Annotated in this window: 20 protein-coding genes, 1 tRNA gene and 1 rRNA gene; 21 read left to right on the top strand and 1 reads right to left on the bottom strand. The window is 47.6% G+C overall.

What is annotated here, in order from left to right; all coding sequences use genetic code 11:
* Positions 1-42 precede the first annotated feature (42 nt).
* From yabP to OC538_RS10540, 5 genes are all read left to right on the top strand, one after another.
* Positions 43-339, top strand: a complete 297-nt coding sequence (gene yabP, locus OC538_RS10560) for a sporulation protein YabP (RefSeq protein WP_251629840.1) — start codon at positions 43-45, stop codon at positions 337-339.
* Positions 336-803, top strand: a complete 468-nt coding sequence (gene yabQ / locus OC538_RS10555; protein WP_353056627.1) for a spore cortex biosynthesis protein YabQ — start codon at positions 336-338, stop codon at positions 801-803. Before yabP ends, yabQ begins: the two co-directional genes overlap by 4 nt.
* Positions 804-858: 55 nt before the next feature.
* On the top strand, positions 859-1,275 hold the full coding sequence (locus tag OC538_RS10550; protein ID WP_251697096.1) for an FtsB family cell division protein: 417 nt from the start codon (positions 859-861) through the stop codon (positions 1,273-1,275).
* Positions 1,276-1,400: 125 nt separating this feature from the next.
* Positions 1,401-1,820 (top strand): S1 domain-containing RNA-binding protein, encoded by a 420-nt coding sequence (locus tag OC538_RS10545; protein WP_251697098.1) that lies wholly within the window; start codon positions 1,401-1,403, stop codon positions 1,818-1,820.
* A 316-nt stretch (positions 1,821-2,136) separates the two neighbouring features.
* Positions 2,137-2,580: a DinB family protein gene (locus OC538_RS10540; protein ID WP_251697100.1), complete on the top strand. Its 444-nt coding sequence runs from the start codon at positions 2,137-2,139 to the stop codon at positions 2,578-2,580.
* A 453-nt stretch (positions 2,581-3,033) separates the two neighbouring features.
* Here OC538_RS10540 and OC538_RS10535 read toward each other — a convergent pair.
* Positions 3,034-3,107, bottom strand: a tRNA-Met gene (locus OC538_RS10535).
* A gap of 195 nt (positions 3,108-3,302) precedes the next feature.
* Here OC538_RS10535 and OC538_RS10530 point away from each other — a divergent pair.
* The 16 genes from OC538_RS10530 to OC538_RS10455 form a co-directional block, all read left to right on the top strand.
* On the top strand, positions 3,303-5,714 hold the full coding sequence (locus OC538_RS10530) for a SpoIIE family protein phosphatase (RefSeq protein WP_251697102.1): 2,412 nt from the start codon (positions 3,303-3,305) through the stop codon (positions 5,712-5,714).
* Between the two features lie 42 nt (positions 5,715-5,756).
* On the top strand, positions 5,757-7,190 hold the full coding sequence (gene tilS / locus OC538_RS10525; protein ID WP_251697104.1) for a tRNA lysidine(34) synthetase TilS: 1,434 nt from the start codon (positions 5,757-5,759) through the stop codon (positions 7,188-7,190).
* Positions 7,171-7,713: a hypoxanthine phosphoribosyltransferase gene (gene hpt, locus OC538_RS10520; RefSeq protein ID WP_251697105.1), complete on the top strand. Its 543-nt coding sequence runs from the start codon at positions 7,171-7,173 to the stop codon at positions 7,711-7,713. Before tilS ends, hpt begins: the two co-directional genes overlap by 20 nt.
* 208 nt (positions 7,714-7,921) lie before the next feature.
* Positions 7,922-9,949, top strand: a complete 2,028-nt coding sequence (gene ftsH, locus OC538_RS10515; protein WP_251697107.1) for an ATP-dependent zinc metalloprotease FtsH — start codon at positions 7,922-7,924, stop codon at positions 9,947-9,949.
* Between the two features lie 244 nt (positions 9,950-10,193).
* The gene (locus OC538_RS10510; RefSeq protein WP_251697109.1) at positions 10,194-10,958 is read left to right on the top strand and encodes a type III pantothenate kinase; all 765 of its coding nucleotides are present in this window, start codon (positions 10,194-10,196) and stop codon (positions 10,956-10,958) included.
* 15 nt (positions 10,959-10,973) lie between these two features.
* Positions 10,974-11,861 carry an Hsp33 family molecular chaperone HslO gene (gene hslO, locus OC538_RS10505; protein ID WP_251697111.1) on the top strand — a complete coding sequence of 296 codons (888 nt, stop codon included), beginning with the start codon at positions 10,974-10,976 and terminating at the stop codon, positions 11,859-11,861.
* On the top strand, positions 11,839-12,762 hold the full coding sequence (locus tag OC538_RS10500) for a peptidyl-prolyl cis-trans isomerase (RefSeq protein ID WP_251697113.1): 924 nt from the start codon (positions 11,839-11,841) through the stop codon (positions 12,760-12,762). Before hslO ends, OC538_RS10500 begins: the two co-directional genes overlap by 23 nt.
* Positions 12,763-12,951: 189 nt before the next feature.
* Positions 12,952-13,878, top strand: coding sequence for a cysteine synthase A (cysK, locus tag OC538_RS10495; RefSeq protein ID WP_251697115.1), 927 nt, complete (start codon positions 12,952-12,954; stop codon positions 13,876-13,878).
* Positions 13,879-13,995: 117 nt separating this feature from the next.
* On the top strand, positions 13,996-15,411 hold the full coding sequence (locus tag OC538_RS10490; protein WP_251697116.1) for an anthranilate synthase component I family protein: 1,416 nt from the start codon (positions 13,996-13,998) through the stop codon (positions 15,409-15,411).
* 16 nt (positions 15,412-15,427) lie between these two features.
* Positions 15,428-16,276, top strand: a complete 849-nt coding sequence (pabC, locus tag OC538_RS10485; RefSeq protein ID WP_251697117.1) for an aminodeoxychorismate lyase — start codon at positions 15,428-15,430, stop codon at positions 16,274-16,276.
* Between the two features lie 4 nt (positions 16,277-16,280).
* On the top strand, positions 16,281-17,135 hold the full coding sequence (gene folP, locus OC538_RS10480) for a dihydropteroate synthase (protein ID WP_251697118.1): 855 nt from the start codon (positions 16,281-16,283) through the stop codon (positions 17,133-17,135).
* A 22-nt stretch (positions 17,136-17,157) separates the two neighbouring features.
* Entirely contained in the window at positions 17,158-17,526 is a 369-nt protein-coding gene (folB, locus tag OC538_RS10475; RefSeq protein ID WP_251697119.1) for a dihydroneopterin aldolase, read from the top strand.
* Positions 17,523-18,026 (top strand): 2-amino-4-hydroxy-6-hydroxymethyldihydropteridine diphosphokinase, encoded by a 504-nt coding sequence (gene folK, locus OC538_RS10470; RefSeq protein ID WP_251697120.1) that lies wholly within the window; start codon positions 17,523-17,525, stop codon positions 18,024-18,026. The genes folB and folK overlap by 4 nt, the downstream gene beginning before the upstream one ends.
* 117 nt (positions 18,027-18,143) lie before the next feature.
* On the top strand, positions 18,144-19,121 hold the full coding sequence (dusB, locus tag OC538_RS10465; protein ID WP_251697127.1) for a tRNA dihydrouridine synthase DusB: 978 nt from the start codon (positions 18,144-18,146) through the stop codon (positions 19,119-19,121).
* A 114-nt stretch (positions 19,122-19,235) separates the two neighbouring features.
* On the top strand, positions 19,236-20,726 hold the full coding sequence (gene lysS / locus OC538_RS10460; RefSeq protein ID WP_251697121.1) for a lysine--tRNA ligase: 1,491 nt from the start codon (positions 19,236-19,238) through the stop codon (positions 20,724-20,726).
* Between the two features lie 402 nt (positions 20,727-21,128).
* A 16S ribosomal RNA gene (locus tag OC538_RS10455) occupies positions 21,129-21,221 on the top strand; the annotation flags it as partial.

Genomic DNA, 21,221 nt, shown 5'->3' with positions numbered 1-21,221 from the left:
CGCATAGGATGGCAGTGAACGTACAAGCAAAGGAGGAATAGTATGCAAATCCAGACCGACAATCCAACATACGCAATTCCATCAGGGGATCATGTCATCACGATGAGAAATCGAAAAAGAATGGATCTTACATCTGTTAAAACAATCGATCGGTTCGACCAGGAGGAGTTCATCGTACGGACATCTCAGGGAGTATTAGTAATTCGCGGGGAGGAGCTGCGTATCGTCCATTTGGATGTAGACAAAGGGCTTCTTACATTGGAAGGCACAATCAGCACGATGCAATATGACGAAGAAGATGCAAGTTCACGCGGTTTCCTCCATAAATTGTTTGGATGAGTCTCTCTGTCCAGTTTCTTAGTCTTCTTGCAATGATTGGGACAGGCATCGGGGCCGGGGTTTTCATGGATTTGATCGGAACGGGCGTGGATGCGACCGGCAAGACGTCGATCATCCGGAAATATGCGGTCCCTTTGGAAGTGATCGGCTGGATTTTGATCGGGTGTGCATCGTTCTACGTTCTTTTCATCGTCCGGGACGGGGCATGGAGGATGTATGACCCGGTTGCCCAAATTTGCGGCATGTTGTTATATGCATCACTATTCCACCGGCCTTTCAGGTTTTTCGGGAGAGTCTTGAATATGGTAATCATTAAGCCGGTTGTGTTCATCATTAGGCTCCTGGTGAAGATCATTACGCAGATATTCAGGTTGCTCGTCAAAATTGTGAGGTTTCTACTTTCTCCTTTCATCTATCTATATAACAAAGTCTATAACTCTCTCTTTAAATCAACTACGGAATGATGTATAATTACTAGACTTATCGAATTTCGTACTGTAATGAGAGGGAGTGCAGGACATGGAGCAAAGGAAAAGGAAACCATCCACGACCGTTGCATCGATTGAAACTGAATATGTCCGCTCGTTGCGTAAAAAGGAAGTATGGAGAAACAAGCAGAAAAAGCGGCTACAGAAGAAACTGTTCATCTATGCAGTGATTGCATTCGTAGTGTTCGGCGGATTGACGAATATGTATATTCAGCAACAGCAGACGCTGCAGGAAAAAGAACAGCAAAAAGTGGAGACGCTTGCAAAGTTGGAAGAAGTGAAGGAAGAACAAGAACTTCTTAAAAAACAGCTTGTGAAATTGGATGATGATGATTATATTGCCAAGCTTGCACGGAAAGAATATTTCTTATCTGACGAAAATGAAATCATCTTCTCTGTTCCTGAAAACAAGAAGAAAAAAGAAGAAAAAGATGACGGAAAAGAGTAGTCTTATTGACACTCTTTTTTTGTTGGCTATAATGAAAGTAAGGATCTTGCACTTGCAGGACTCGCCATATGGTAAAAAGGCATCTGAAAAGGGCCGTTTAAATCTTAAGGAGGAGCATTTTTTTTATGTCAATTGAAGTAGGCAGCAAGTTACAGGGGAAAGTTACAGGGATCACAAACTTCGGTGCGTTCGTCGAACTGCCGAACGGTTCAACTGGTCTGGTCCATATTAGTGAAGTAGCGGACAATTATGTGAAGGATATCAATGACCACCTAAAAGTAGGCGATATGGTTGAAGTGAAAGTGATGAATGTCGGCACTGACGGAAAAATCGGGTTATCGATCAGGAAAGCGAAACCGGAAGCTGAACGTCCTCAACGCCCTCAACGTCCTCGTCACAGCGGTGGCCGTCCTAGCCATACTGAGCGTCCAGAGAATTTTGAGCAAAAGATGGCGAAATTCATGAAAGACAGTGAAGAACGCCTTTCAACTTTGAAAAGAGCAACAGAATCTAAACGCGGTGGCCGTGGCGCAAGAAGAGGGTAACTTGCTGGCTGTTTCAATTAGTGGAAATGAATCTCTTATGAGCGATCTACATCTAGTTAAGATGTAGGTCGTTTTTTTTGTGCAGTTACTGACAAACAAGTATAAGCTGCTGGAATTACGCATAAATCTGCCCAGAGACGCATAACCGCGGTGAAAGACGCATAAGTTCATCCAAATGTGCATAAATCTACTAAAGCGCGCATAAATGAATTTATTCACGCATAAAAGCTTCCAAACGCTCATAAATATTTTTTTCACAAGGATTTCATTCTGCAGCTGCCGAATATTGAATAATGAAAAGGGGGGCTGAATTGGAATGGATGAAATCATGAACAATCTCAAGAAGTACTTGGAATGGATGGATTCATTGAGCTCACTGACTGAGCAACAGGCGGATGCACCTTATCAAGAGGGAAAATGGTCGCCAAAGGAGATTCTTATGCATATGGCAGAATGGGATCGGTTCACTTTGGAGCATCGGCTTCGGCGTTTGGGAGAATCAGAGATACTGGAGGATGTAGAGTGGGGGCCATTCAATGAGCAGGCTGCGAAACTTGCAAAAGAATATTCATTTGACGAAGTGATTGAGCTCGCAACACAGTATCGGCAACAAATTATTGATTGGCTTGAAGGTGCGGATGAGACGGAATGGACGAAGCCATTCAACATCGGGGAGCATGTTCTGACATTGGAGGAATATTTCACGGATTTTGCCAGTCATGATTCGCATCATAAGAAACAAATCGAGTCGATTCGATAAGAAGATAAGCTCGTTAATGAGTTATGCGTGATTGTGAGAGTTTATGCGCGTTTGCGGGAGTTTATGAGTGTTTGCAGGAGTTTATGCGTTTCTGGAGAAAGTTATGCGTGAGTTATTTGTTTTATGCGTGATTCCAGAGATTTATGCGTGTTTTGACATGAAATAGGCGTCCAGTCTTAAGACTGGACGCCTTTCTTTCGTTATTGTCTAGCTCCGAGCGTCAGCCTCTCGGGATGCTTCAGCCTTGCTGTTAAAGGCAAAGAGCGCCTTTAACCTCAAGGCTTCCAGCACCTGCCGAGGCTAAACGACGCTCTACGCATTTCTTGTTGTCCAGCTTCGGCGGGCAGATGCTCGGGGTCATAAGAAAACCCGGCTAGGTGGCAAAAAGCGCCACTACGCCGGGTTATTCTTATGCCTGTCGCATCTGATCAGGCCGCCTACGCTTTTCGATTATAGCGGCGGAGGGGGTCGAACCCACGACCTTTCGGGTATGAACCGAACGCTCTAGCCAGCTGAGCTACGCCGCCATGTTGTCCAATTAATTCTGAACGACAATAACCATAATACAACGGTCGACGGAGTCTGTCAACCTTTCGTTGGAAAACAGAAAATTGCTACGGAACTCGTCGAAAGATTTATGGAGCCCCTTGTCAGGAACAGACAAATTCTTTGGCTTGACCTATGTATACTCAGGGACAAGTAGACATAGGGGGAATGTTGAGATGAAGATGATAGGCAATCTTGAAAGACCGGTAGGCCAACAGATTCGTCACGTGGTGAGCACGATGGGCAAGCGGAAGATGTATGTATTAATGGCGGCGTTCTTTTTACTAAGCACATTTTTCTTGTCGCAAGCTGTTCTGTTCAACGCGGCTGTCCCTTTTTTCTTGCCGATTTGGGCTTTGGCGCAAATGCGATTCAGGAATCATCTCGTTTATGTATTCATCGGCGGAATTGCGGGAGGGGCAATTCTGGGGCTGGGACAAGCAGTGATCCATTTACTGCAATTGCTGTTATTTAATGTGGTGAGCAAGCATCCTCTTATGAGGAAGTCCATTCCATTGACAGTTGCAGGTACGATCATAGTTGTTCAAGTTTTATGGCAGTTTGTCATGCATAGCGGGCATACGCCTGTTGATGTGCAATTGTCGATCGGTTTCGAAGCGGTATTGGCGCTGTTCATGACATTTTTCCTGTTTGTTGCATTTCCTCATCGTGAGCGTATCTTTTATGGCCAGTGGTCGCCGGAACGTCTCGGGGCTGTTTGCATTGTCGGCATCATGGCGACAACCGGGATGGGCAATCTCATGGTCGGTCCGATTTCAATTTCAGGATTGCTGCTTCATTTGACCATTTTGCTGGCAGCACTTGCTGGAGGTCTGCCGTTCTCCACGACGATTGCGATGATGATCGCGGCGATTGCAGGAGTTGCGGAATTGTCGTTTACCGGGATGATGGCCGTATATGGCATGACGGGGTTTTTTGCAGGCGCTTTCAAACGTCTCGGGAAATTAGGTATTGCGACAGGCGGCTTTGCTGTATCCGTCTTCTTCCTTCTATATGACTTTACATTGCCGCTAGATACATCCCACTTCATGACGATCGGCTTGGCGACGCTTCTGTTCTTCTTTGTCCCGACAAAGAAAGTTGAACCGATTGGGCGGATGATTACGCCGACAGGTCAACAGGATATTTCGGTGAAGCGGCAGCAATGGTTGACCGACCGTCTGGATGAGCAATTATCGGATTTTCAACAGTTTGCTGAATTTATGTCTACTCTCGTCAATGATCGGTTCGCTTCAGATGACGTGAATGCTGCGCAGAACATCCCATCGATATGCCAGTCCTGTTTCAGATATTCAAAATGCTGGGAGGGAAATGAAGAAGGAATGGCGCGTCTCCTTTATGAGTGGGAAGGGACGTATTCGGCGACCAAGAAAGCGGCGCGCCATCGTGTGGAAGAGAGGATCAAATATAAGTGTATCCGTTCTTCAGGATTGATTTCCGAGTTGGAGGAGTCGGCTTCCAATCATCTTTTGATGGGGCAGCTTCAGCATGGGCGGAAAATGCTTGCCTTACAATTGAGAGATATGAGCACTCATTTGGAGAAAATCATGAATGATATAAAAGGGGAGATGTCGGTTAACCATCTTGCGGAGGAGGAATTGGGGAAGCATTTACAGTCGCAAGGAATCGAATATTATCAGATCGATATTTTATCAGAAGAGAAGGGAGCTTACCGGATCGTAATTTCAACCCCTGAAAGACGTTCGGATTTCGAGACGGATATGACGGTGGCAGAACGTCTCATATTACCGCTGTTGGAGGAAGTCTACCGCGAGCCGTTTAAAGTGGAGAAAACTGTCGCTCTGCAAGACCCGTTTCCTCATATCCAACTGATGTTTTCCTCGTCTGTCCGTTTTTCATTAGAATATGGAATTGTAGCGACGGCTGGGGGAGGGACATTCCATGCAGGAGACGCCTATGAAGTGTTTCCAATTCATGATGGACTCACCGCTGTTCTACTTTCGGATGGCATGGGGCATGATATAAATGCTTATCGGGAAAGCCGGAAAGTGATTCGTCTCATGCGGGAGTGTTTGGACCGGAAGATGGATCCGGAAACGGCGATGCATACATTACATTATATGATGTCGTTGAATGGGCTTGATGATATGTACGCGACGCTGGATTTAGCTTTGGTTGACCTGCAGGATGGACGGCTTTGGTCTTGGAAGGCGGGTTCAATGAGCACGTATATTAAACGGGGCCAAGATTTCCTCCGGCTTGATAGCAAATCGGTTCCTGTCGGGTTCCTGCCATCATTTTCGGTGGAAGCGACAAATGAAGAATTGAAGTCAGGGGATATTATCGTCATGCTAACGGATGGCGTATTCAACGGATCCGTTACAATTGAAAAACAGGAAGATGCGATCTATGGAATATTGGAAAAGTATGAGCATCTGTCTTGTGAGCCTATGGCTGACCGTATCATGTACGAAATGGAAAGGAAGTTCGGAATTGTGGCGGACGACCGGACTGTGTTGGTAATGAAGGTTGAACACGTTTTACCAAAGTGGACGACAATAAAGCCCACAAATCGATTTATTTCCCGGGAAAAAGTTATGGGGTAGAATAAGGGGTAGGTGAAAAGACAATAATGTGGAGGGCGAAAAATGCAGGCATTCGAAAGAAAAATCCTTGAATTCATTCATAAACAGAGATTACTGTCATCGGGTCACCGGGTTCTAGTCGCATGCTCGGGCGGGGTGGATTCAGTCGCACTTTTGCTCTTTATGGCAGGAATCCGCGAAGAAATGCGGATTGAAGTAGCTGCTGCCCATGTCGATCATATGCTTCGTGGGCGGGAGTCAGCGGATGACGGCAAACTTGTGAAGGGGTTATGTGAAAAGCTTGGAATTCCTTTCTTCGGCGGAAATGTCCCTGTACCCTCCATCCTGAACGAAGAAGGTGGAAATATGCAGGACGTTTGCCGTACTGGACGATACGCCTTTTTCAGTGAAGTGATGCAGGCGGAACAATATGATGTACTGGCGACGGCGCATCACGCAGAAGACCAATTGGAGACGGTGCTCATGCAATTGTCAAAGGGGAGCTCCCCAATCGGCATCCCGATGAGCCGGAAAATCGATGGCGGGGTTGTCAGCAGGCCGTTTCTTCCTGCAATGAAGGAAGAGCTGCATGCCTATGTGATAGAGCGCGGTGCACAATTCAGGGCGGACCCGAGCAATGAAAGTGACGCTTATTTGCGGAATCGGCTCCGCCGCCATGTCGCACCGGTAATCATGTCAGAAAACCCCTCCGCGGCATTGAATGTCGTTAAAATGACGATGGGGCTGCAGGAGGATGAGATGCTCTTAGACAGCCTTGCAAAGGAGCATTTCGCGTCCGTCGTAACGTTCAAAGAAGACGGACTTCCTACCTTCTCAGTAGATCTTTTCAGAAGCATGCACACTGCTTTACAAAAGCGCTTCATTCCACTACTATTGAATTATCTATACTTCGGGGAAATCAAACCTGTTGAATACAACACAGCACTTTTGAATCAGTTGCATCACCATCTGTCCGCAAGTGCAGGAAATGTCACGATCGACCTTCCGAAAGGATACCGCTTCGTGAGGGAATATGGCATTGTTTCGATTGTGGAGAATATGCCAATACCGGATACTTCCCTTCGCGAGCTGGAAAAAGGCCAATGGACGTGCTGGGGGGATATACTGTTATATTGGGACGATGCGGATGAACATGAAGAGGACGCATTGGAATTGATGTATTTCGATTTACCCGATGCCGATTTGCCGCTTTACGTGAGGGGCAGAAAAGACGGTGACCGTCTATTGCTTCCGGGCATGGCCCGACCGAAGCGCTTGTCCAGATTGTTCATTGACGAAAAGATCGGTGCCGAACAAAGACGCAAGATACCGGTTATCACAACTGCGAACGAGGAAATATGCGCCATTCCTGGCGTACGATATGGCATCCAGTTCAGGGAACGGAAAACAGAACAGGAAAAGTACATATTTAAAATGAAAAAACGTGAAAATCTTAACGGAAAAGAGAGGGAACTTGATGTTGCAAAAAGATATTGAAGAAATACTCATCACAGAAGAACAGATCCAGGAGAAAGTTGCGGAACTTGGTGCCGTGCTGACAGCGGATTACCATGATAAATTCCCGCTTGCAATCGGCGTCCTTAAAGGAGCATTGCCGTTCATGAGCGACTTGATCAAACGGATCGATGCGTATATTGAATTGGATTTCATGGATGTATCGAGTTACGGAAATGCAACAGTATCATCAGGAGAAGTGAAAATCGTCAAAGACTTGAATGCAAGTGTAGAGGGTCGCGACGTGTTGATCATCGAAGACATTATCGACAGCGGTAAAACATTGAATTATTTGGTCGAACTCTTCAAATACCGGAAAGCGAAATCCATAAAAATCGTAACGTTGCTTGACAAACCGACAGGCCGAAAAGTGGACTTGAAAGCAGACTATGTCGGATTCCTTGTACCGGACGCATTTGTTGTCGGTTATGGACTTGATTACGCAGAAAAATATAGGAACTTGCCTTATATCGGTGTATTGAAAAAGGAAATCTACTCTTTCTGAAAGCTTTTCAACAAACCTTTACAAGGGGCGGTGGAAAGCTTTTTCCATAGTGGGCACGAAGTTGGCATGCTAGAATCTAAGAGTGTGGAGCCGTAAGCAAGACAATTTCATTATCTGTGCCTAAAAAAGGCATTTCCTTTGTAGGTTGAATCCGTTATATGATAAGATTTACAATAGTTTTCTGTTGAAAGAAATGAGGAGGCTTGGGATGAATCGTATACTTCGATACTTTCTATTATACGGATTGATCTTCCTTGCAATTATGGGGATTTTCAGTTCACTAAATAATCCGAATCCGAAAACGAAAGAGATTCGGTATGATCAATTTCTCACAGAACTAGAAAAAGGCGAAATTGAAACGATGTCGTTTCAACCCGTCCGTGGTGTTCTGACCGTTGAAGGTACTATGAAGGGCTATGAAGAGGGAGAGAAGTTTACGACAAATGTCCTGGTGGATGATTCCGCCGTCATGGATGAAATACGTGAGATACGTACAGTCGGGACAACGAATAACCCTGAGATCCAAATTCTACAAGCACCTGAAACAAGTGCATGGGTAGCCTTCTTCACAGGATTAGTTCCATTCATTATCATCATCATCCTATTCTTCTTCCTATTGAATCAAGCACAAGGCGGCGGTGGCGGCCGAGTCATGAATTTCGGGAAAAGCAAGGCGAAGCTCCATTCCGATGATCGCAAAAAAGTCAGATTCACAGACGTTGCGGGTGCGGATGAAGAGAAAGCCGAGCTTGAAGAAGTTGTGGATTTCTTGAAAGACTCACGTAAGTTTGTTGAACTTGGAGCGCGTATTCCAAAAGGGATTCTTTTGGTCGGACCTCCTGGTACAGGTAAAACGCTATTAGCGCGCGCTGTTGCGGGTGAAGCCGGCGTACCTTTCTTCTCGATCTCCGGTTCGGATTTCGTTGAGATGTTTGTCGGGGTCGGGGCATCCCGTGTCCGTGACTTATTCGAAAATGCGAAAAAGAATGCACCGTGTATTATCTTTATCGATGAAATCGATGCAGTCGGACGTCAACGGGGCGCAGGTCTCGGTGGCGGGCATGACGAGCGTGAACAGACGTTGAACCAGCTATTAGTTGAAATGGATGGATTCGACGGAAACGAAGGAATCATCATCGTTGCCGCGACGAACCGTCCCGATATCCTCGACCCTGCACTTCTGCGTCCAGGACGTTTTGACCGTCAGATCACTGTTGGCCGTCCGGATGTAAGAGGCCGTGAAGCGGTCTTGAAAGTGCATGCGCGTAACAAGCCGCTTGACGAGTCAGTCAATTTGACAGCTATTGCGCAACGGACGCCTGGATTCTCAGGTGCCGACTTGGAAAACTTATTGAATGAAGCTGCGTTAGTCGCGGCTAGACGGGGCAAGGCGAAAATTGATATGTCGGATATCGATGAAGCAACGGACCGTGTCATTGCAGGACCAGCTAAAACGAGCCGGGTCATTTCTGAAAAGGAAAGAAACATCGTCGCATTCCACGAAGCGGGTCACGTCGTTGTCGGACTTATGTTGGATGACGCTGAAATCGTCCATAAGGTGACGATTGTCCCTCGCGGCCAGGCCGGCGGATATGCTGTCATGCTGCCGAAAGAGGACCGTTACTTCATGACGAAGCCTGAACTTCTCGACAAAATTGCGGGCCTCCTCGGGGGACGTGTAGCGGAAGAAATCGTTCTTGGCGAAGTATCCACGGGTGCCCATAACGACTTCCAACGCGCTACGGGTATTGCGCGCTCAATGGTGACGGAATACGGTATGAGCAAAAAGCTCGGACCGATGCAATTCGGCCAGGCGCAAGGCGGCAATGTCTTCCTTGGAAGAGACTTTAATTCCGAACAGAACTATTCCGAATCGATCGCATATGAAATCGACCAGGAAATGCAGCGCATCATTAAGGAACAGTATGAGCGCACAACTACTATTTTGACCGAGCACCGCAATTTGCTCGACTTGATAGCAACAACGCTACTCGAAGTGGAAACGTTGGATGCAGAGCAGATCAATCACTTGAAAGATCATGGCACTTTGCCTGAGCGTCCATATGAACAAAATGGAAATGGCTCACAACCGAAAAAGGAAGATGCAGAAGCTGAAAAGGACTCGGTCCACCCTGATTCGATAGGCGCGCCCGCAGACCCTTCCATCGGAGATCTGCCGAAGGAGAATGGTGGAGATCAGCCACTTCCTCCGATCGATGAACATAGAAGAGATTAACGAAACGCTCCAACTTAAAAGGTAACATTCCAGTCGACTGCTTTTTAAGGCAGTCGGCTGTTTTTATTTCTTGACGTCTAGACTCCGGGCGACAGCTCCTCGGGTCGCTTCGATTTTGAAAGAAAAGGCAAGGAGCGCCTTTTTTTCAAACCCTCCACCGCCTATCGAAGCTAACCGTCGCCCTCCGCTTTTGGTTTGTGGTATGATACTCTGGAAAATGACGAATGTTAGCGAGGAAAAGAAAATGATTCTAGTATTGGATACAGGAAATACGAATATCGTTCTTGGCGTTTATGATAAAGGGGAATTGAAGCACCATTGGCGCATGGAAACGTACAGGCAAAGAACGGAAGACGAATATGCCATGTCCGTGAAAGCGCTATTTACCCATGCAGGCCTTAGTTTTGAGGATATCAATGGCATCATCATTTCCTCAGTCGTTCCGCCGGTCATGTTCCCGCTTGAACAGATGTGCAGGAAGTATTTTAACTTACGTCCGCTCATCGTCGGTCCTGGCGTTAAAACAGGGTTGAATATAAAATACGAAAATCCCCGTGAAGTGGGTGCAGACCGTATCGTCAATGCGGTTGCGGCCATCCATGATTATGGCTCTCCGCTCATTATTGTCGATTTCGGGACTGCGACGACATTTTGTTATGTGAACGAAAAGGGCGAGTATATGGGCGGCTCGATTGCGCCTGGTATCGGCATTTCCATGGAAGCATTATTCGATCGGGCATCTAAATTGCCCCGTGTGGAATTAACGCGGCCAGACCATATTATCGGCAAGAACACCGTAGCCGCGATGCAAGCAGGAATTGTTTATGGTTATGTAGGACTTGTTGAAGGTATCGTCGGAAGGATGAAAGCGCACAGTAAGGTGGAACCGACCGTCATTGCTACGGGTGGGCTTGCCGAACTGATTGCCAGTGAAACGAAAGTGATTGACATCGTAGACAATTTCCTTACATTGAAGGGGCTTCACTTGATTTACGAGAGAAATGTTTGAAGGGAGCAGTTATGAATGACAGATTATTTGATAAAAGCATTGGCTTATGAAGGGACCATTCGTGCCTATGCGGTGAATTCGACAAATGCAGTGGCGGAGGGACAGAAAAAGCATCATGTATGGCCGACAGCTACAGCTGCTTTAGGCCGGACGATGACAGCGGCGCTCATGATGGGGGCTATGCTGAAAGGCGATGACAAACTGACGGTGAAAATCGAAGGGAATGGCCCCGCCGGACCGATTGTCGTCGATGCTGATGCCAACGGAGATGTAAAAGGTTACATCACACATCCGCACACCCATTTTGAATTGAACGAACAAGGGAAACTTGACGTTCGACGCGCTGTGGGCGCGGAAGGGATGTTGACGGTTGTTAAAGACCTAGGTTTACGCGACTTTTTCACGGGACAAGTTCCTATTGTTTCCGGTGAAATTGCGGAAGACTTCACTCAATATTTCGTCGTATCAGAGCAGGTGCCTTCAGCGGTTGCATTAGGTGTCCTTGTTAATCCGGATAATACTGTAAAGGCTGCAGGAGGATTCATTATCCAAGTGATGCCGGGTGCGACGGAAGAGACGATCAGCGCGCTTGAGAAAAAGCTTGCAAACGTTGAACCCATTTCAAGGATGATTGACCGTGGATTGACGCCTGAAGAAGTACTCGGGGAAGTGTTAGGGAAAGACAATGTTGAAATCCTCGATCGCATGGACGTTGCATTCCGATGCAATTGCTCCAAAGAACGTTTCGGCAACGCGATTATTGGTCTTGGAGAGCAGGAAATCCGTGAAATGATTGATGAGGATGGCCAGGCGGAAGCTCAATGCCATTTCTGTTTAGAGAAGTATCTATTCACAAAAGAAGAGCTTGAAGGATTTATCGATGAAATACGGTCAAGGTCGTAACGTCCAGGAGACGGTCCCTCCAAGAAGGAAATTGAAAACGAAACCGCTTCTTTTCCTGATTGGCATCCTTCTTGCCTGTAACGTCCTATGGTTCATCGGATGGCTCATACCTGATAAATCGAAGCAGCCCGATGAAGAGGTTGCTTCGGTCGCGGGCGAGGCGATTACGAGGGGGCAATGGATGACTGCCATGGAAAAGGAAGTCGGGCGGGAAGTGCTACTTGATCTCGTTAACAATAAAGTGATGGAGACGGCGGCGAAGAAATACGGCATCGAAGTGACTGACAAAGAAATCGAACTTGAACTAGCGTTGATCACTTCGGTGGACGGCCAATCCCACTCGGGACTGGATATTGAGCAAACCAGGCAAAAAATCCGTTCCCACCTTATTCTGGAGAAGGTTTTATCGAATGATGTCGTCATTGACGATGAAACCGTGAAATCTTTTTATGATAAGAATGAGTCCCTCTATAATATTTTAACCGCATATCGGACTTCTGTTATCATTGTTCCGACGAAGGATGAGGCGGAGCAGGCATTGGATGAGTTGGCAAAGGGATCAAGCTTCAATGCCATGGCAAAAGAGTTATCGACCGATCTTGCGTCGGCAAGCCTCGGCGGTGACATCGGCTATATAAATGCTGAGACGGAAACGATCGACCCAGCAATCTATAAAGCTGCGTCAAAACAGAAGGAAGGCAAGATCGGTGACGCTATCCAGTTGCAGGACGGTACATACGCTATTATCCTAGTGAATGAAGTGGTGGAAGGCAGGGCGTTCTCCTTTGAAGAAGTGAAAGAGCATATTAAACGCGAGCTCGCCATTGAACAACTTCCGCAATCGGTCAATCCTGAGGCGTTCTGGAAAGAGTTTGATGCAAAATGGTTTTACGGAAAATAAAATAAAAGCTGTTCGGACCTCGCACTAAGTGGGTGGTTCTGAACAGCTTTTTTAGCCCTTTTTTAGATTATCCAATTGGAAAAAGGGAAAGAGTATAGGAGGCATTATTGATTGACACTGGTCACAATTCGGGTGTACTATTAATACAATAAAACATATCAAATAAGTAGGGATTAGGAGTGGGTTGGAATGAATAAAGTCGGGAACACGATTGCGGATCTAGTTGGGAAAACGCCGCTCGTCAAGTTGAACCGCATGGCGAATCCGGACAGCGCTGATATTTATTTGAAACTGGAATACTTCAATCCGGGATCGAGTGTCAAAGATAGGATAGCGCTTGCGATGATTGAAGCCGCGGAACAATCCGGGGATTTGAAGGAAGGCAGTACGATCATTGAGCCGACGAGCGGAAATACGGGTATCGGTCTAGCGATGATTGCAGCAGCGAAAGGGTATAAGGCGGTCCTGGTCATGCCGGACACGATGAGTTTGGAGCGTCGGAACCTGTTGCGCGCTTATGGAGCGGACCTTGTCCTGACACCGGGGTCGGAAGGGATGAAAGGGGCTATCGGAAAAGCGGAAGAGCTTGCCGAGAAAAATGGTTGGTTCATGCCGCAGCAATTCAATAACGAAGCGAATCCGGAAGTGCACCGTCTGACGACAGGGCCGGAAATTGCAGATGCGCTCGATCGTGTCGATGCATTCATTTCGGGCATCGGCACGGGGGGCACCATCACCGGGGCAGGTGGCGTATTGAAAGAACGTTTCCCGGACGTAAAGATCATCGCTGTGGAACCGACTGATTCAGCAGTCCTTTCAGGTGGTAAACCGGGACCGCATAAAATCCAAGGAATCGGCGCAGGTTTCATTCCGAAAGTGCTCGACACGGACATTTACGATGAAATTATCCAAGTGACGAATGACGAAGCTTACGATACAGCTAGAAGAGCGGCACGGGAAGAGGGAATCCTGGGCGGTGTCTCCTCGGGGGCGGCGATCTTCGCAGCAATCCAAGTTGCAGAAAAGCTCGGGAAAGGCAAGAACGTCGTTGCTATCCTTCCGTCAAACGGTGAACGTTACTTGAGCACCCCGCTTTATCATTTTGAAGAAGAATAAGAACAGGATTATTGAAGAGAGAGCTATTGCAGCTCTCTTTTTTTGTTTCTAATACTAGCCTAAAAGGGACTTTAAACGTTAAGATAACTATATTAAATGGAGCTGGGGGAAAACGAAATGGATAGATTGCATCCTGATTATAAGAAGGCCGGAATGACGAAGGAGCAATTTTTTTATGCCTATAAAGAACTTGCGAAAACAGCGGAACATCATATTTTACTGGAAAGTGGGCGAGCAGGTAAGCTATGCATCGCGGGCATCGATCCTCTCGTGACGCTGACTAGCAAGCAGTCTCAATCATTGGAGCTTGAATGGCGTGACGGGGAGAAGCAAGTGCGGGAAGGTGAACCGCTTGATCTGTTATCCGAGTTCGTCGAATCGATGCAAATGGACAATATACCTGAACTGCCGGCCTTCCAAGGGGGTGCCATCGGTTTCGTCAGCTATGATTACGCTCGTACATACGAACCGATTCCTCATATTGCTGTGGATGACCTCGAAACGCCGGACATTTTCTTCTATTTGTTTGATCGCTGGGCGGTCCTCGATCTCGAAACCGAAACCGCCTATTTCATGACACTGCCCGGACGAGGGTTGGATGCATCGGAAGTGGAGAGGGAATGGATGGAGGCGGCGGAAGTTGGCATCGGGAAGCGTGTCCTCACGCCGGCTAGTCGTACAATTGATTATACAAGACCTGAAAATGTGGAAGTGTCGGTTACCGGACCTCAATTCGAGCAGATGGTCAGAGATGTCCAGCGTTATATAGCGGACGGGGACGTTAATCAAGTCAATTTGACAGTCCGTCAATCGAAGAAGCTTTCCGCTGATCCTCTTTCGATGTACGAAGCGCTGCGATCTTTCAATCCATCGCCATATATGGCGTCGATCGGAGCAAAGGAGTTCGCTGTCGTTTCCGGCTCTCCTGAATTATTGCTGAAAAAACGCGGAACGGACTTGAGTACACGTCCGATCGGGGGAACAAGGCCGAGAGGAACGACGGAAATCGAGGACGAAGCGTTTGAGAAGGACTTGCTCTCGGATGAAAAGGAAAAAGGCGAGCATGTTATGCTTGTCGAACAGGAGATTGAGGACTTTGGACAAGTCTGCATTCCGGAAACGGTGGAAACGGATGAGTTCATGGTCATTGAGCGGTATTCGCATGTTATGCATCTCGTATCAAATGTAAAGGGTACGGCGGCTCCTGAACTATCGAACGCCGCTATCATCAGAGGAGTCTTCCCTGGAGGTTCGATCACCGGCTCGCCAAAGCTGCGCACGATGGAAATCATTGAGGAGTTGGAGCCGACGCGGAGAGGTTTGTATACGGGGTCGGTCGGTTGGATCGGCTTTAACGGTGACATGGATTTTAACATCGTCATCCGGACTGCGTATATAAAAGATGGAGTCGCTCATATCCAGGCGGGTGCCGGGCTTGTCGCGGACTCCGATCCTAGAGCGGAATATGAGGAGTCGCTCAATAAGGCAAGGGCGCTCTGGCAGGCGAAGGAAATGGCCGAAGCGGCTGAATGAAAGGAGGAGCACCTCCATGCTTTGTTGGATGAACGGTGAATTTGAACAGGCGGAACAATTGCGGATTTCCCCGTTAGATCATGGGTTTTTATATGGAGCAGGTTTTTTTGAGACGTTTAGGACATATGAAGGGCATGTATTTTTATTCAAAGAGCATATGGAACGTCTTCGTGCAGCATTGCGAGAATACCGAATTACAATGCCTTATTCCGACGAGGAGATTTTGGAGGCGATCCGAGGGCTGCACGTCTGTTCGGGCGAACAAGACGGGTATTTCCGTCTGAATGTGTCGGCGGGTGTGCACGATATCGGATTGACCCCTTCCGAATACAAGTCGCCGAACGTCATCCTGTTCCGCAAAGAGCTTGCGGTTGTGGCGCGGGGAACGGAAAAGAAGGCTGTTTGGCTTGAGACGGAAAGGAATCTCCCTGAAAGCAAGGTCCGCCACAAGTCGCATAACTTCCTGAACAATGTGCGCGGTCGATTGGAACTTCCTTCATTGAAGGAGCTGGAAGGGATTTTCCTCACGGCGGATGGCTATGTCGCTGAAGGCGTTACATCCAATGTGTTTTGGGTGAAAGATGGAGCATTATATACGCCGTCAACAGAGACAGGGATTCTGCCCGGTCTTACGCGCGGTTTTTTATTGAAGCTCGGAGCGGAAGCCGGCATGGCTATACATATCGGGTTGTTTACGAAAAGTGACGTCGAGCAGGCGGATGAAGTGTTCGTTTCGAACTCGATTCAAGAGCTTGTTCCTATTTCTTCTGTAGGCGAGCGGTTGATGCCTGGGACTTCAGGGGTTTATTATCAAAAACTGCATCGATTATACGTGCGGGCAATCGATCGAATGAAGGAAGGGTAAAGACATGGAATTATCAAAAGCGATAGAGATATACCGTTTAGGGAATACCGAATTTGACTTTAAAAAAGAGACGGCTGTCATGGGCATCTTGAATGTCACGCCGGACTCCTTCTCGGATGGAGGCAAATACGGGCAAATTGATGCGGCTTTGAAACGAGCTGAAGAAATGCTTCGGGATGGAGCGAAAATCATCGATATCGGCGGCGAGTCGACCCGGCCTGGCCACGCCCCGGTCTCGCTCGATTTGGAATTGGAGAGGACGGTTCCTGTAATCGAGGCGTTAGTACGGGAATTGGATTGTGTCATATCCATCGATACATATAAGGCGGACGTAGCTGATGCCGCATTGAAAGCGGGTGCTAAGATCGTCAATGACGTATGGGGTGCGAAACGCGAGCCGAGAATTGCGGAAGTGGCAGCGGCTCACGGAGCGCCGATCATCCTAATGCATAATCGGGAAACTGCGGATTATAAAGGGCTGTTTATGGATGAAGTTATTGCGGACTTGGAGGAAAGTATTGCAATCGCACGCAAGGCGGGAGTGCCGGAAAGCAATATTTGGCTCGATCCGGGCATCGGCTTTGCGAAAAATACTAGTCAGAATGTATTGGCGATGCAAGGGCTTCGCCATATTTCGGATATGGGGTACCCGCTCTTGCTCGCGACATCCCGAAAACGAATGATCGGCAACATACTGGATCTGCCGGTTGATGAGCGGATGGAAGGGACTGGCGCTACGGTTTGCTATGGGATTGAGCATGGATGTCACTTGGTTAGGGTGCATGACGTGAAAGAAATGTCACGTATGGTGAGGATGATGGATGTGTTAACGGGTAAGGCGGAAGTGCGAGTCGACTGATCGGGAATTGGAGGGTGTAAAAATGGATTATATTCATTTGAATGAACTGGAGTTTTACGGTTATCACGGTGCATTGAAGGAAGAGACGGTGCTAGGTCAGCGTTTCCGGGTGAATGTATCGCTGGCGGTTGATTTGGCGGAAGCAGGTGCAACGGATGATTTGGAGAAGACGGTCAATTACGCAGAGGTATTTGAAGTGTGCCGTTCTGTCGTCGAAGGGGAGCCGAGGAAACTAATCGAATCGGTCGCAGAGGAGATTTCCCGGCTCATTTTAGTGAGGTTCGACGAGCAAGTCCGTGGCGTCCGGGTCATCTTGATAAAGCCTGATCCGCCGATCCGCGGACATTATGCTTCCGTGTCGGTGGAAATTACGAGAGGGCAATTCTCATGAACATTGCATACCTCTCTATTGGATCCAATATCGGTGACAGGCTGCATCATCTGAAGGAGGCTGTCCGTGCACTTCATTCCCACGAAGGAATTGACGTGACGAAAGTATCTTCCATCTATGAGACTGCTCCCGTCGGTTATACGGAGCAGGCGGACTTTCTTAACTTGGCTGTCTCTATTGCGACTTCATTGGATCCGTTTGAATTATTGGCAGCATGCCAACAGGTTGAGAACGGCCTCGGTCGCGTACGTGAAATCAGATGGGGCCCACGGACTGTAGACCTTGACATTTTGCTGTATAATAACGACAATATTGAAGCGGAGAATCTAATTGTGCCGCACCCGAGAATGGGTGAACGGGCATTTGTTCTCGTGCCTTTATTGGAAATCGCGCCTGCAATCGGACATCCTGTAACGGGAATCCCGTTTACAGTGGAAGTTCCTGATGAAGAGGGCGTTTTGCTTTGGAAGAAAGTTAAGGGAGTCGGGCAGTTGCTATGAAACGGCGGATGTCCGGTCCTACCCATAGATAGAATGAAAACCGATCCGAGTATTGGAGAAAGGAGAAAAGGAGTGAGTGATTTACTAGAGCGACCGTTCAAAATCGGCGGTATTACGATGGATAACCGGGTCGTGCTCGCCCCTATGGCAGGCATTTGCAACTCGGCGTTCCGTTTGACTGTGAAAGAATTCGGCGCGGGCCTTGTCTATGCTGAAATGATCAGCGATAAGGGGATTGTCTCTAAGAATAGTAAAACGATGAACATGCTTTATATAGATGAACGTGAAAATCCGCTATCCCTGCAAATCTTCGGTGGTGAGAAGGAAACTCTCGTTGAGGCGGCGCGATATGTCGACAAGCATACGAATGCGGATATCATTGATATCAATATGGGCTGCCCTGTAAATAAGATCATCAAGTGCGAAGCCGGAGCGAAATGGCTTCTTGACCCGGACAAGATCTATGAAATGGTGTCTGCGGTCGTCGAGGAAGTTGACAAGCCTGTCAGCGTCAAAATGAGGATCGGTTGGGACGATGCGCATATTCTTGGCGTCGAAAACGCACAAGCTGTCGAACGTGCAGGCGGCGCTGCGGTCGCCGTCCATGGACGTACCCGGTTGCAGATGTATGAAGGAAAGGCGAATTGGGACATCATCCGTCAGATGAAAGAAGCGGTCTCCATACCCGTCATCGGCAACGGAGACATTGAAACTCCGCAAGATGCTAAAAGGATGCTCGAAGAAACGGGCGTTGACGGCGTCATGATCGGACGGGCGGCCCTCGGAAACCCTTGGATGATCTACCGGACGGTGCGTTATCTTGAAACTGGCGAACTGATTGATGAGCCGAATGCCCGCGAGAAGATCGATGTCTGTCTACTGCATTTCGAGCGGCTGATGGCACTGAAGGGTGAACATGTTGCAGTCAGGGAAATGCGTAAACATGCTGCTTGGTATATGAAGGGCATTCGTGGCAATGCTAAGATTCGAAATGATATCAACGCAATGGAAAATGCTGATGGCTTGATCAGCCTGCTAAATCAGTTCGCAGAAGAGATGACGGAAAGAGAGCAGTCTGCAGTCAGTGTCGGATAATGCAACAGCGATGCGGGCCGCCAATCTAGTGGCGGCTTTTTTTACATAAAGAGTTTGTGTACAATAGGAGCATGCCATCCGGCGTGAGGGATAACTTATGAAGGAGTGAAGGAAATGTCCCATTTGGATGAATTGAACGATCAGCTTCTGGTGAGACGCCAGAAGATGGATGAATTGCGGGAGAGCGGTTTAGACCCGTTCGGCGCAAGATACGAGCGGACCCACCTATCCAACGAAATCCGCGAAGCCTATGAGGGCCTTTCAAAAGAGGAATTGGATGAAACAGTACATGAAGTGAAAATTGCTGGGCGGATCATGACGAAGCGCGGTAAAGGGAAGGCTGGGTTTGCCCATATCCAGGACCTAGGCGGCCAGATTCAAATCTACGTCCGTCAAGATGCAATCGGCGAAGAGGCTTATGACATATTCAGCCACGCGGATCTAGGGGATATCGTCGGAATCAAAGGTAACGTCTTCAAAACGAAAGTCGGTGAACTTTCCATTAAAGCGACGGAATTCACGTTTCTAACGAAAGCTCTTCGTCCGTTGCCGGATAAATTCCACGGATTGAAGGACATCGAACAACGGTATCGTCAACGATATCTTGACTTGATCATGTCAGAGGAAAGCAGAGAGACGTTCATCATGAGAAGCCGCATCATCCAATCGATGCGCCGCTATTTGGATGAACAAGGCTTCCTTGAAGTTGAGACGCCGATGCTGCATTCGATTGCGGGAGGAGCAACTGCCCGTCCGTTCATTACTCACCATAACGCTCTGGACATGACACTATACATGCGTATAGCGATCGAGCTTCATTTGAAACGACTAATTGTCGGTGGTCTCGAAAAAGTGTACGAAATCGGCCGTGTTTTCCGTAATGAAGGGATCTCAACAAGGCATAACCCTGAATTTACGATGATTGAACTATATGAAGCTTACGCGGATTATAAAGACATTATGGAACTGACGGAAAATATGGTCGCTAACATCGCACAAGATGTCCTCGGTACAACGCAAGTGAAATACGGCGAAGATATCATCGACCTAGCGCCGGGCTGGAAACGTCTGCATATGGTGGATGCAATCAAGGAATATACAGGCGTCGACTTTTGGAAGCAGATGACGAAGGAAGAAGCGCATGCACTTGCAAAGGAACATGGCGTTGAAGTGGCGGGCATGATGGATGTAGGTCATGTGTTGAATGAATTCTTCGAGCAGAAAGTTGAAGAGCAACTTGTTCAACCGACATTCATCTACGGTCATCCGGTGGAAATTTCTCCGCTTGCGAAGAAAAATCCCGAAGATGAACGTTTCACTGACCGCTTCGAATTATTCATCGTGCGGCGCGAGCACGCAAATGCATTTACTGAGTTGAACGATCCAATCGATCAGCGCGCCCGTTTCGAAGCGCAAATGGTTGAGAAGGAGCAAGGCAATGATGAGGCGCACGAAATGGATGAAGACTTCATTGAAGCACTGGAATATGGACTTCCTCCAACAGGCGGCCTTGGAATAGGGATTGACCGTCTCGTGATGCTATTGACCAACGCACAATCGATTCGTGATATTCTCCTCTTCCCACAGATGAGACATAAAGAGTAATTATATAGAGCAAGCACCGCGCAATCATGGTCGGAACAATGATTGCGCGGTTTTTCTTTCACTTTGAATCGAATAGGAAACTTTTTCGAAATAAGTCTTGCAATCAAAAACGCAGGGTGGTATAGTAATAAACGTTGCGTTTCCGGTAAGTGAATAACTGCTTTGAAAACAGCTTAAAACTTTTTCAAAATAGTTGTTGACATCGGAATTGCGAATGTGGTATTATATAAGAGTTGCTTCAGATGGGGCGACACACAATGAACCTTGAAAACTGAACAGCAAAACGTCAACAAATAAAGTTCTGGAGCCGACTCTGTCGGTGAAAAGAACAAACGAATCTTCGGATTCAAATTGACATCTTAATTGATGCCAGCAAGAAACTCGAGCTACTCGAATTTCTCTATTATGGAGAGTTTGATCCTGGCTCAGGACGAACGCTGGCGGCGTGCCTAATACATGCAAGTCGAGCGGATTGATGGGAGCTTGCTCCCTGAT

It is taken from the genome of Saccharococcus sp. Marseille-Q5394, assembly GCF_946901335.1.
Classification (GTDB): Bacteria; Bacillota; Bacilli; order Bacillales_A; family Planococcaceae; genus Sporosarcina; species Sporosarcina luteola_C.
The sequence above is the reverse complement of the archived record's forward strand: the minus strand, read 5'-3'. Positions and strand labels throughout refer to the sequence as shown.